This window comes from Kitasatospora sp. NPDC057518 (assembly GCF_042802075.1).
Lineage (GTDB): Bacteria > Actinomycetota > Actinomycetes > Streptomycetales > Streptomycetaceae > Kitasatospora.
The window spans coordinates 1-12365 of sequence record NZ_JBHVEU010000264.1 but is presented as its reverse complement, the minus strand read 5'-3'; the positions used below and the strand labels follow the sequence as shown (position 1 = coordinate 12365).

Sequence of the window (12365 nt, the reverse complement as noted above, 5' to 3'; positions counted from 1 at the left end):
GGACGGGGCCGCGGGTGTGGAGAGCGTCGGGCTTCGGCTCGTCAGAGCGCGAAGACCTCCTCGACCAGCGCCTGCTGCTCGGCGGCGTGCCGCTTGGCCGAGCCGACCGCCGGGGACGAGGCGGCGGTGCGGGCGACGCGGCGCAGACGGGCGTCGCCGCCGGTGCGGCCGATGACGACCTGGAGGTGGTCGACCAGGTTCATCGCGATGAACGGCCAGGCACCCTGGTTGGCCGGCTCCTCCTGCGCCCAGACGAACTGGACGTTGTCGCCGTAGCGGGCCAGCTCCTCCTGGAGCTCGGCCACCGGCAGCGGGTAGAGCCGCTCGACCCGGACGATCGCGGTGTCGGTGACGCCGCGCTCGGCGCGGGCCGCCGCCAGGTCGTAGTAGAACTTGCCGGCGGTGATGACCACCTTGCGGACCTGCGCCGGGTCGACGGTGGAGTCGCCGATGACCGGGCGGAACGAGCCGGACAGGAACTCCTCCGCCGCACTCGCCGCGGCCTTCAGACGCAGCATCGACTTCGGGGTGAAGACGACCAGCGGCTTGTGGTGCGGGTTGTGCGCCTGCCAGCGCAGCAGGTGGAAGTAGTTCGACGGCAGGGTCGGCATCGCGACCGTCATGTTGTCCTGCGCGCACATCTGCAGGAAACGCTCCGGACGGGCGGACGAGTGGTCCGGTCCCTGGCCCTCGTAGCCGTGCGGCAGCAGCAGGGTGACGCCGGAGTGCTGGCCCCACTTCTGCTCGGCGGAGGCGATGTACTCGTCCACCATGGTCTGCGCGCCGTTGACGAAGTCGCCGAACTGCGCCTCCCACATGACCAGCGCGTTCGGGCGGGTCAGCGAGTAGCCGTACTCGAAGCCCATGGCCGCGTACTCCGACAGCAGGCTGTCGTAGACGGTGTAGCGGGCCTGGTCCTCGGTGAGGTACTGCAGCGGGGTGTAGTCCTCGCCGGTCTTGCGGTCGATCAGGACGGCGTGCCGCTGGCCGAAGGTGCCGCGGCGGCTGTCCTGGCCGGCCAGGCGGACCGGGTGGCCCTCCATCAGCAGCGAGCCGATGGCGAGGGTCTCGCCCATCGCCCAGTCGATGGTGTTGTCCTCGACCGAGGCGGCGCGGCGCTGCAGCTGCGGCAGCAGGCGCGGGTGGACGGTCAGCCAGTCCGGGTGGTTGACCTGCGAGGCGGCGATCCGCTTGACCATCTCCTGGGAGATGCCGGTCTGGATGCTGACCGGGAAGTCGGCCTGCGGCTTGCCGGCGGTGGCGTCGGCCGGCGCCTGGGCCGCGTCGCGGACCTCGGCGAAGACCTTCTCCAGCTGGCCCTGGAAGTCCTGGAGCGCCTGCTCCGCCTCTTCCATGGTGATGTCGCCGCGACCGATCAGGCCCTCGGTGTACAGCTTGCGCACCGAGCGCTTCTTGTCGATCAGGTCGTACATCAGCGGCTGGGTGAACGACGGGTTGTCGGCCTCGTTGTGACCGCGGCGGCGGTAGCAGATGAGGTCGATCACCACGTCCTTGTGGAACGCCTGGCGGAACTCGAAGGCGAGCCGCGCGACGCGGACCACGGCCTCCGGGTCGTCGCCGTTCACGTGGAAGATCGGGGCCTCGATCATGCGGGCCACGTCGGTGCAGTACATCGAGGAGCGCGAGGACGCCGGGGCGGCGGTGAAGCCGACCTGATTGTTCACCACGACGTGCACGGTGCCGCCGGTGCGGTAGCCGCGCAGCTGCGACATGTTCAGGGTCTCCGCGACGACGCCCTGGCCGGCGAAGGCCGCGTCGCCGTGGACCTGGATCGGCAGCACCGGGAAGGTGGTGCCGCCCTGGTCCAGGATGTCCTGCTTGGCGCGGGCGATGCCCTCGACGACCGGGTCGACCGTCTCCAGGTGGGAGGGGTTCGCGGCGAGCGAGACCTTGATGGTCTCGCCGTCCAGGCCGGTGAAGGTGCCCTCGGAGCCCAGGTGGTACTTGACGTCGCCGGAGCCGTGCATCGACTTCGGGTCGAGGTTGCCCTCGAACTCGCCGAAGATCTTGCCGTACGGCTTGCCGACGATGTTGGCCAGCACGTTCAGGCGGCCGCGGTGGGCCATGCCGATGACGGCCTCGTCGAGGCGGTGCTCGGCGGCGGAGTCGATGGTCGCGTCCAGCAGCGCGATCAGCGACTCACCGCCCTCCAGCGAGAAGCGCTTCTGGCCGACGTACTTGGTCTGCAGGAAGGTCTCGAAGGCCTCGGCCGAGTTCAGGCGGCGGAGGATCCGCAGCTGCTCCTCGCGCTCGGGCTTCGCGTACGGCTTCTCCAGGCGCTCCTGCAGCCACTTGCGCTGCTTCGGGTCCTGGATGTGCATGTACTCGATGCCGACGGTGCGGCAGTACGTGTTGCGCAGCAGGCCGAGGATGTCGCGGAGCTTCATCATCTTCTGGCCGCCGAAGCCGCCGACCGCGAACTCGCGCTCCAGGTCCCACAGGGTGAGGCCGTGGGTGGTGACGTCCAGGTCGGGGTGCTTGCGCTGCTTGTACTCCAGCGGGTCGGTGTCGGCCATGAGGTGGCCGCGGACCCGGTAGGAGTGGATCAGCTCCATGACGCGCGCGGTCTTGTTGACCTCGTCGTCGTGGGTGGTGGCGACGTCGGTGGCCCAGCGGACCGGCTCGTACGGGATCCGCAGCGACTCGAAGATCTCGTCGTAGAAGCCCTTTTCGCCGAGCAGCAGGCGGTGGATCTCGCGCAGGAACTCGCCGGACGCCGCGCCCTGGATGACGCGGTGGTCGTAGGTCGAGGTCAGCGTCATGATCTTGGAGACGCCCAGCCGGGACAGGGTCTCCGGGGCGGAGCCCTGGAACTCGGCCGGGTACTCCATGGCGCCGACGCCGACGATGGTGCCCTGGTTCTGCATCAGGCGCGGCACGGAGTGCACGGTGCCGATGCCGCCGGGGTTGGTCAGCGAGACCGTGACGCCGGTGAAGTCGTCCATGGTCAGCTTGTTGGCGCGGGCCCGGCGGACGATGTCCTCGTAGGCCTGCCAGAAGCCGAAGAAGTCGAGCGTCTCGGCCTTCTTGATGGCCGCGACGACCAGCTGGCGGTCGCCGTTCGGCTTGACCAGGTCGATGGCCAGGCCGAGGTTGACGTGCTCCGGCTTGACCAGGAAGGCCTTGCCGTTCTCCACCTTGTAGCTGTAGTTCATGCCCGGGGCGGCCTTGATGGCCTGGACCAGGGCGTAGCCGATCAGGTGGGTGAAGGAGACCTTGCCGCCGCGGGCGCGCTGCAGGTGGTTGTTGATGACGATGCGGTTGTCGATCAACAGCTTCGCCGGCACGGCGCGGACCGAGGTCGCGGTCGGCACCTCCAGCGAGGCGTCCATGTTGGTGGCGACGGCCTTGGCCGGGCCGCGGAGCTGGATCAGCTCGGGGCCGGCGGCGGCAGCGGGCTCGGCCGGCGCCGGGGCGGCGGCCTTGGGGGCCGGGGGCGCGGCGGGCGCGGCGGCGAGCGGAGCCGGGGCGGCGGCCGGAGCCGGAGCCGGGGCGGCCGGCGCCGGAGCGGCCGGAGCCGGAGCGGCGGCGGGCGCGGCCGGAGCAGCGGCTGCGACGGCGGGCGCGGGGGCAGCGGCAGGGGTCGGCGCGGGGCCGGCCTGGGTCGCGGCCTGGGTCACTGGGGTCACCTCGGTACCGGGCTTGTAGTCGGCGAAAAAGTCCCACCAGGCTCGGTCGACCGAGTTCGGGTCCTGGAGGTACTGCTGGTAGATCTCGTCGACGAGCCACTCATTGGGGCCGAAGCCAGTGGAGCTTGCCGAGCTGTTGGGGGTTTCAGGGGACTGTGGCGACACGGCGGCAACCGCCCTCTTCCGCTTCCTTTTGGGATGTTTGGACAGCGGGGATTAAGGCTACGCCCCTGACCAGTGATCGCGCAGTCCCCGGGGCCCAGGCGTCGCCCAGATCACAGTGCTGACCTGCACTTTGGCTGAAAAAGTGCGTTAGAAAGCCGTATCTGAGGGGAACCGATCAGCGCCGAACAGGGGGCATACCGGGGCCAAAGCGGACAAAAACCCGGCCAAATCCTCTAACGATCTTCGTAGACCGCTGTGTCGGATCTGTGACAAATGTCCCGACCGTCGCTCTGACGCCGTGCGGGCAGCCGGACCTCGATCCGGCAGCCGCGCGGGGACTCGGCCACCGCGATCCGTCCGCCGTGCAGGTCCACCGCCCAGCGGGCGATGGCCAGGCCCAGTCCGGTGCCGCCGTCCGAGCCCGGTCCGGCGGCGGTCGCGGTGCCGCTGCGGCTGAACCGCTCGAAGACCCGGGAGCGGTCGGCCGGCGGGATGCCGGGGCCCTCGTCCTCGACCTCCAGCAGCAGGCCGCCCTCCTCGCCCTCCGGCCTCGCCCGCACCGTCACGGTGCCGCCGGGCGGGGAGTGCTTGCAGGCGTTGTCGACCAGGTTGGCGACCACCTGGTGGAGCCGTTCCGGGTCCGCCACGCCGGTCAGGCCGGTCGGGCTGACCTCCAGGGCCAGCCGGACGTCCCCGCGCCGGGAGAAGGCGCCGCCGGCCGTCGCGCCGTCCACGGTGACCCCGCGCAGCACGCCGTCCAGGAACTCGCGCACCTCGAAGGGGCGGGCGTCCAGGGCGACCACGCCGTCGTCGATCTTGGAGAGGTCGAGCAGGTGGGTGACCAGGCGGCCGAGCCGCTCGGTCTGCTCCAGGGCCGCCCCCAGGGTGGCCGGATTGGGCTGGACGACGCCGTCCACCACGTTCTCCAGGACGGCGCGCAGCGCGGCGATCGGCGTCCGCAGTTCGTGCGAGACGTTGGCGACCAGCTCGCGGCGGTGCCGGTCGGCGGCCTGGAGGTCGGCGGCCATGGCGTTGAAGGCGGCCGCCAGCTCGCCGATCTCGTCGCGCGAGTTCACCTCGACCCGGCGGCTGTAGTCGCCGGAGGCCATCGCGCGGGCGGCGGCCGTCATCTCGCGCAGGGGGGCGGTCAGCCCGTGCGCGAGGAACTGCATGAAGAGCAGTGAGGCGATCATGGAGAAGACCATGATGATCCGGATCTGCGTCTCGGACCGGATCGCCACGACCACCATCCCGGTGGCCAGGCACACGGAGACGATCACGAGCAGGGTGAGCTTGCCCTTGATCGAGCGGACCGGGTCGAGCGGCCGGATGTCGGCCCAGACCCGGCGGGCGGCACGGGCGGCCAGGTTCTGCGGCCGCGTGTCGGCGGATTCCCCGTTGCGTTGCTGTGGAAAGGTCATCGGTTCCTTGTGGTCCCCGCGGTGTCGGCCCGCGTGGTGGCACGGCGTCGTCCGGGCTGCGGGCCCCCCGGTGGCCCGTCGCCCTGGGAGGCCCTAGGAGAGCGGGGCCTCCAGCGCGTATCCGACACCGTGGACGGTGCGGATCCAGCTGGCGCCGATCTTCCGGCGCAGCGCCTTGACGTGGCTGTCCACCGTGCGGGTGCCGGAGGCGTCGGTCCAGTCCCAGACCTCGGCCAGCAGCTGCTCGCGGGTGAGCACGGCGCGCGGCTGGGCGGCCAGGCAGGCGAGCAGGTCGAACTCGGTCGGCGTCAGGTGGACGTCGCCCGAGGCCAGCCGGACCCGGCGCTGCACGTGGTCGATCTCCAGCTCGCCGAACCGCAGGCTGCCCAGCGCGGGCGTGCGGGCGGCCTGCTGGGCGCGCTCGACGCGGCGCAGCAGGACGTTGACGCGGGCGGCCAGTTCGCGCATCGAGAACGGCTTGGTCATGTAGTCGTCCGCGCCGACGCCGAGGCCGACCAGCAGGTCCGTCTCGTCGTCGCGGGCGGTCAGCATCAGCACCGGCACCGGGCGCTGGGCCTGGATCCGGCGGCACACCTCCAGGCCGTCGAAGCCGGGCAGCATGATGTCGAGGACCACCAGGTCCGGCTGCCAGGTGTGGAAGCCGTCGACCGCGCCGGGGCCGTCGTGGGCCACGGCGACCTTGAAGCCCTCGGCGCCCAGCCGGGCGGCGATCGACTCGGCGATCGTGGGCTCGTCCTCCACCACCAGGACTCTGCGCTGGCTGCTCACAGTGCCGCCGGCGTTGTGGTTGTCCTGCTGAATCTCTGTCACGGTCACGCCACCGCCCCCAGGGCTGCGGGCCGGCCACCTGTGGGGATGGCGGGGCTCCGCTCGTAGTCTTGTTCCGTCGTGGACTGTGCCGGGTCCGCCGTCCCGTCGCGCGATCGGGAGCCGAGGACGGATGGTCGGCCGCCCACTTCTCCCGCGCACTTCGCAGCGTACGGACAGCGGATGCTTCCCGGCAGGTGGACCGGACGTTTCCGGCCCGTGGGCCGGCTGTCGGGCCGCCCTCGGACCCACTGCACGAGTGGGCACGGGCCGATACCTTACCCGTCGAATTTTCTCTGCGTAACGGTACGTATGCAGTGCAGTTGACGCCAAGTCGCCGGTCAGAGGCCCTGGTGCCCCGTTTATGGAGAGAAGGTCTGGACCAATGTCGGGAATCCGGCGGTCCGCTACGGCGACGGTCTTCACGGGCTTCTTTCAGGTGCCTCTCAGAACCTCGACGTACCGTGGCCAGGTGAGCGCCCGGCCGGGCGGAATCCGCGGCGCGCGCCGGTACGTTGGGCATCCGGCGGGGAGCCGGTGGCTGCGGCGTGGAGCGGAGGCGGCATGGCGGGACTCGGGCGGGGTGCCGACGGGTACGGGAGTGCGGGGGCGCCGTACGGAATGCTCCGCCTCGGGCTGCGCACCGGCGTCCTGGAATGGCTGCTGGAACGGGTGCCGACGCCCCGGAGAACGCCCTTCACGCTCGGGTACCTCGCCGTCGTGGGAGCCACCACGACCTTCGCCCGGCTCGCCGATCCGGAACTCGTCCAGCGTCTGCAGGAGGCCTCCAGTTCGGACGGCCACAACCTGCTCCAGCATCCTTTGCGCGCCCTTGTGCTGAGCGGGTTCTGGGTGGCCGGCGAGGTGTGGATGCCGTACCTGTGGGGATTCGCCCTCACCCTCGCCCCGCTGGAGCGCAGGGTCGGCCCGGCCCGGGCCGCGGCGGTGTTCGCGGCCGGGCATGTCGCGGCGACGCTGCTCTCCCAGGGGGTGGTGATCACCGCGGTGGAGACCGGGCGGATGGCGCCCGAGGCGATGGACTACCTGGACATCGGGGTCAGCTACGGCGTGCTCGCCTGCCTGGGCGCGGTGGCCGGGCTGCTCTCCTGGCGCGGGCGGCTGCTCGCGCTGGGCGGCGCCGGGCTGATGATCGCCGAGCAGATCGCCACCGACAAGGACGTGATCACCGGGGTGGGGCACCCGGCCGCGGTGCTGACCGGGGTCGCGCTGTGGCGCTGGCTGCGCCGGGTCGAGCGGCGCCCGCCCCGGCCGCGCCCGGCCGCCGCGGCGGCCGCGTGCGGCGCGCCCGCGCGGGTGCGTGCGGCGCGCTGACGCCGTCGCCCGGTCGGACCTCCCCGGACTCGCGGGGCTCCCCGTCGGGACTTTTCGAGGCGTGTCCGGTGCTCTTTTGACGAAGTCGGGTGCCGCGCTTTCCCTGCCGATTCCTGTTCGCTCACGGCGAACAGGGGGCCGGGAACATCCGACGCCCGTGAAGCCTTAGTCAGGTCGACTCAAGTTCACTGACTGGGGAGAGATCATGGCATCGACGTCCACACCGCTCACCCTGCCCGTGCTGCCGCTCGACGACGAGGTCGTCCTGCCGGGCATGGTCGTCCCGCTGGACCTGAAGGACACCGAGGTGCGCGCCGCCGTCGAGGCCGCCCGGGCCGCCGCCACCGGCGCCGGCAAGCCGCAGGTCCTGCTGGTCCCGCGGGTGGACGGCTCGTACGCGGCGGCCGGCACGCTGGCCACCGTGGAGCAGGTCGGCCGGCTGGCCGACGGGGAGCCGGCCGCGCTGGTGCGCGCCGTGCGCCGGGTCCGGATCGGGGTCGGCACCACCGGCCCCGGCGCCGCCCTCTGGGTGGAGACCACGCCGTTCACGGAGTCCTCGGTGGGCACCCCGGTGGCCGGCCGGGCCGCCGAGCTGGTCAAGGAGTACAAGGCGCTGTCCACCCAGTGGCTGCGCAGGCGCGGCGCCTGGCAGATCGTCGACCGGGTGGCGCAGATCGAGGGCGTCGGCGAGCTCGCCGACAACATCGGCTACGCGCCCTTCGCCACCGCCGAGCAGAAGCTCAAGGTGCTGCTGGAGGCCGACCAGGTCGCCCGCCTGGAGTACGCGCTCGCCCTGCTGCGCGACCACCTCGCCGAGGAGGAGGTCAACGACACCATCCGCAAGGACGTCGAGGAGGGCGTGGCCAAGCAGCAGAAGGAGTTCCTGCTCCGCCGCCAGCTGGAGGCCGTCCGCAAGGAGCTGGCCGAGCTGAACGGCGACCCGGCCGACGAGGAGGGCGACTACCGCGCCCGGGTCGAGGCCGCCGACCTGCCGGAGAAGGTCCGCGAGGCCGCGCTCAAGGAGGTCGACAAGCTGGAGCGCTCCTCCGACCAGTCGCCCGAGGGCTCCTGGATCCGCACCTGGCTGGACACCGTCCTGGAGCTGCCCTGGAACGAGCGCACCGAGGACGCGTACGACATCGCCGGCGCCCGCGCGGTGCTGGACGCCGACCACGCCGGCCTGGCCGACGTGAAGGAGCGGATCGTCGAGTACCTGGCCGTCCGCAAGCGCCGGGCCGACCAGGGCCTCGGGCTGATCGGCGGCCGCCGCGGGGGAGCGGTGCTGGCCCTGGTCGGGCCGCCCGGAACGGGAAAGACCTCGCTCGGAGAATCGGTGGCCCGCGCCATGGGCCGGAAGTTCGTCCGGGTCGCGCTCGGCGGCGTCCGGGACGAGGCGGAGATCCGCGGCCACCGGCGCACCTACGTCGGCGCGCTGCCCGGCCGGCTGGTGCGGGCGATCAAGGAGGCCGGCTCGATGAACCCGGTCGTCCTGCTCGACGAGATCGACAAGGTCGGCTCCGACTACCGGGGCGACCCGGCCGCCGCCCTGCTGGAGGTGCTGGACCCGGCGCAGAACCACACCTTCCGGGACCACTACCTGGAGGTCGAGCTCGACCTCTCCGACGTCGTCTTCCTCGCCACCGCCAACGTGCTGGAGTCCATCCCCGGGCCGCTGCTCGACCGGATGGAGCTGGTCCGGCTGGACGGCTACACCGAGGACGAGAAGGTCGTCATCGCCCGCGACCACCTGCTCCCGCGCCAGCTGGAGAAGGCCGGTCTGGGCGGCGGGCAGGTCACCGTGGACGAGCCGGCGCTGCGCAGGCTCGCCGGGGAGTACACCCGGGAGGCGGGCGTCCGCACCCTGGAGCGCTCGATCGCCCGGGTGCTGCGCAAGATCGCCGCGCAGGCCGAGCTGGGCGAGCGCGAGCTGCCCGCCGCGGTCGGCGCCGAGGACCTGCGGGCCCTGATCGGCCGGCCGCACCACGTGCCGGAGTCCGCCCAGGAGCCGGCCGAGCGCCGTACCGCCGTCCCCGGCGTGGCCACCGGCCTCGCGGTGACCGGCGCCGGCGGCGACGTCCTCTACATCGAGGCCTCGCTGGCCGACGCCGAGACCGGCGGCACCGGGCTGACCCTCACCGGGCAGCTGGGCGACGTGATGAAGGAGTCCGCGCACATCGCGCTCTCCTACCTGCGCTCGCGCGGCGCCGAGCTGGAGCTGCCGGTCACCTCGCTGCGCGACCGCGGCGTGCACCTGCACATCCCGGCCGGGGCCATCCCCAAGGACGGGCCGAGCGCCGGCATCACCATGACCACGGCGCTGGCCTCGCTGCTCTCCGGGCGCAAGGTGCGCACCGACGTGGCGATGACCGGCGAGGTGTCGCTGACCGGGCGGGTGCTGCCGATCGGCGGGGTGAAGCAGAAGCTGCTCGCCGCCGACCGGGCCGGGGTCACCACGGTGATCATCCCCAGGCGCAACGAGGCCGACCTGGACGACGTCCCGGCCGAGGTGCTGGAGCGGCTCACCGTCCACCCGGTGGCGGACGTCCGGGAGGTGCTGGAGCTGGCGCTGGAGCCGGCCGGGGCCGCGGTGCTGGTCGCCGCCTGACCGGCTCGCCCCGGCCGCCGCCCGGGCCGCCCGAGCGGCGGTCCGGGCGGCCCGTCGGCACTCCGCGGGGCCGCGGCGGTCTGCGGGGCCGACGGCACCCCCGCGTGCGAGACTGCGGAGATGCCGTCCCCCACGCAGCGGGCCCTGGCCCGGGTGCCCGAGCGGCTGCGCCCCTTCCTGGTGCGGCACCGCCGGCTGGTGAAGTTCCTGCTGGTCGGGAGCGGCTGCTTCGCGCTCACCACGGTGATCGACTTCGAGCTCAAGTTCACCGTGCTGGAGCACAAGCCGGTGGTCGCGCTGACCGTCGCGACGGTGATCGGCACCGTCGTCTCGTACGTGCTGAACCGCCGCTGGGCCTTCCGGGCCCTGCGGGCCGACGGCCGGCGGCGCGAGGTGCTGGTGTTCATCCTGGTCAGCGCGGTGGCGATCGCCGTCAACGACGTCCCGCTGGCGGTCTCCCGGTACCTCCTGGACCTGCGCGAGCCGTACGTCGATCCGCTCCGCCAGGAGGTCGCGGACTTCCTCAGCGGGATGGTCGTCGGCACCTTCGTGGCGATGCTGTTCCGCTACTGGGCGATCCGGCGGTGGGTCTTCCCGCCCGCCGGGACGGCCCCGGCCGAGCCCGTCCCGGTGCCGACGACGGTGCCCCCGGAACCCGGCTACGCTGCACCCGAGATGCCACGGGATGTGCCGTAAGGACGTAAAAGGGGCGAGGTGAGCCTTGTGCACGAGTCCGACCCCGCCCGGACCGGGCCCGCCAGCCAGCAGGGGATGCGCCGGGCCAACCTGGCCCTGGTGCTCGGGACGATCGCGAGCGGGCCGCGCTCGCGCGCCGAGGTGGCCGCCGGGACGGGGCTGACCAGGGCCGCCGTCTCCTCGCTGGCCGAACAGCTGATCGCCGCCGGCCTGGTGGTCGAGGAGGGCCCCGCCGCGCCCAGCGGCAAGGTCGGCCGCCCCGGCACCGCCCTCGGCCTCAACCCGGCCGGGCCCGGCGGCCTCGGCGCCGAGATCGGCGTGCGGCACCTGGGCGCCTGCGTGGTCGACCTGCGCGGGGAGGTCCGCGGCTGGCGGCGCCGGGAGGTCTCCAACCACGGCCGCGAGCCCGCCGCCGTGATGGCCGACCTCGCCCACCTGCTGCACGAGGCCGTCGCCGAGTCGGGGCTGCGCCCGGCCGCCCTCACCCTGGCCGTGCCCGGGCTGGTCGGCGGCTCCGGCGGGATGCTCCAGCGGGCCGCCAACCTGGGCTGGCAGGACGTCCCGCTGGCCGCCGCCCTGCGCCCCGCGCTGCGGACGGCCGGGGGCGGACTGGCCGACCTGCCGATCGAGGCGGACAACGAGGCCAACCTCGGCGGACTGGCCGAGCGCTGGCTGGGGGAGGGCCCGGAGGACTTCCTGTACGTCTCCGCCGAGGCCGGGGTCGGCGCGGCGATCGTGGTCGGCGGCCGGCTGCTGCGCGGGGCGGGCGGCTTCGCCGGGGAGTTCGGCCACGTGCCGGTCCACCCCGACGGGCCCCGCTGCGCCTGCGGGGCGCACGGCTGCCTGGAGCAGTACGCGGGCGAGGCGGCGGTGCTGCGGGCGGCCGGCCTGACCGGGGCCCGCGGCGACTGGGTGGCCCTGCTCGCCGACCGCGCCGGGGTCGGGGACCCGGCCGCCCGCGCGGCGCTGGCCGGGGCCGGTACGGCGCTCGGCACCGCGGCCGCCGGCGCGGTCAACCTGCTGGACCCGGCCGAGGTGGTGCTGGGCGGCGGCTACGCCCGGCTGGCGCCCTGGCTGCTGCCCGCGATGCGGGCCGAGCTGGCCGCCCGGGTGACGGTGCGGCCCTGGTCGGAGGAGCGGCTGACGGTCTCCCGGCTGGGCCGCCGGGGCCCGCTGCTGGGCGCGGCGGTGCGGGTCGTCCGGGCCGTCGTGGCCGACCCGGGCCCGGTCGGGTAGCGGCGGGGCCCGGCGGCAACGCGGCCGAGCCCCCGGCCGTGGCGGATCGTGATCGGCGGCGGTCTGCGGATGTACCGCACCGCGTGGGCCACGGCGGGGGCGGGCATCGCGCTGCTGGCGGCGGCGTTCGCCCTGTGGTGAACGGGGCGGGTCAGCCGGCGTGTTCGCGCACCACGGCCGGCTCCGGTACGGCCGGACCGGTACGCGCCCGGGGCCGGTACCGGGAGACGGCTACCCCGGCCAGGCACAGCGCGCCGCCCGCGAGGCCGACCACGCCGGGCACCTCACCCAGCAGCGCCCAGGACATCAGCAGCACCAGGGCGGGCACCACGTAGGTGGTGGCGCTCATCCGCCCGGCGGTGGTGCGGGCCAGCGCGTACGCCCAGGTGGTGAAGGCCAGGGCGGTGGGGAACAGGCCAAGGTAGACCATGT

Annotated in this window: 8 protein-coding genes; 4 read left to right on the top strand and 4 right to left on the bottom strand. The window is 73.3% G+C overall.

The genetic code is table 11. From position 1 onward, the window contains the following. Positions 1-41: 41 nt before the first annotated feature. The 3 genes from ACFU7Z_RS25065 to ACFU7Z_RS25055 form a co-directional block, all read right to left on the bottom strand. On the bottom strand, positions 42-3815 hold the full coding sequence (locus ACFU7Z_RS25065; RefSeq protein ID WP_074001426.1) for a multifunctional oxoglutarate decarboxylase/oxoglutarate dehydrogenase thiamine pyrophosphate-binding subunit/dihydrolipoyllysine-residue succinyltransferase subunit: 3774 nt from the start codon (positions 3813-3815) through the stop codon (positions 42-44). Positions 3816-4048: 233 nt separating this feature from the next. Then, complete coding sequence (locus ACFU7Z_RS25060) at positions 4049-5236, bottom strand: cell wall metabolism sensor histidine kinase WalK (protein ID WP_082346227.1); 1188 nt, start codon at positions 5234-5236, stop codon at positions 4049-4051. Positions 5237-5329: 93 nt separating this feature from the next. After that, complete coding sequence (locus tag ACFU7Z_RS25055) at positions 5330-6067, bottom strand: response regulator transcription factor (RefSeq protein ID WP_181970677.1); 738 nt, start codon at positions 6065-6067, stop codon at positions 5330-5332. Between the two features lie 561 nt (positions 6068-6628). Here ACFU7Z_RS25055 and ACFU7Z_RS25050 point away from each other — a divergent pair. From ACFU7Z_RS25050 to ACFU7Z_RS25035, 4 genes are all read left to right on the top strand, one after another. Next, a complete protein-coding gene (locus ACFU7Z_RS25050; protein WP_380779781.1) occupies positions 6629-7396 on the top strand; it encodes a rhomboid-like protein in 768 nt (255 codons plus the stop codon). A gap of 205 nt (positions 7397-7601) precedes the next feature. Further along, positions 7602-10001 carry an endopeptidase La gene (gene lon / locus ACFU7Z_RS25045; protein ID WP_049660270.1) on the top strand — a complete coding sequence of 800 codons (2400 nt, stop codon included), beginning with the start codon at positions 7602-7604 and terminating at the stop codon, positions 9999-10001. A gap of 120 nt (positions 10002-10121) precedes the next feature. After that, on the top strand, positions 10122-10697 hold the full coding sequence (locus tag ACFU7Z_RS25040; protein ID WP_380779778.1) for a GtrA family protein: 576 nt from the start codon (positions 10122-10124) through the stop codon (positions 10695-10697). A 75-nt stretch (positions 10698-10772) separates the two neighbouring features. Next, on the top strand, positions 10773-11933 hold the full coding sequence (locus ACFU7Z_RS25035; RefSeq protein WP_117491956.1) for an ROK family transcriptional regulator: 1161 nt from the start codon (positions 10773-10775) through the stop codon (positions 11931-11933). Between the two features lie 151 nt (positions 11934-12084). Here the strand turns inward: ACFU7Z_RS25035 and ACFU7Z_RS25030 are convergent. Further along, on the bottom strand, positions 12085-12365 hold a 281-nt coding region (locus ACFU7Z_RS25030), incomplete at its 5' end, for an EamA family transporter (protein ID WP_380779776.1).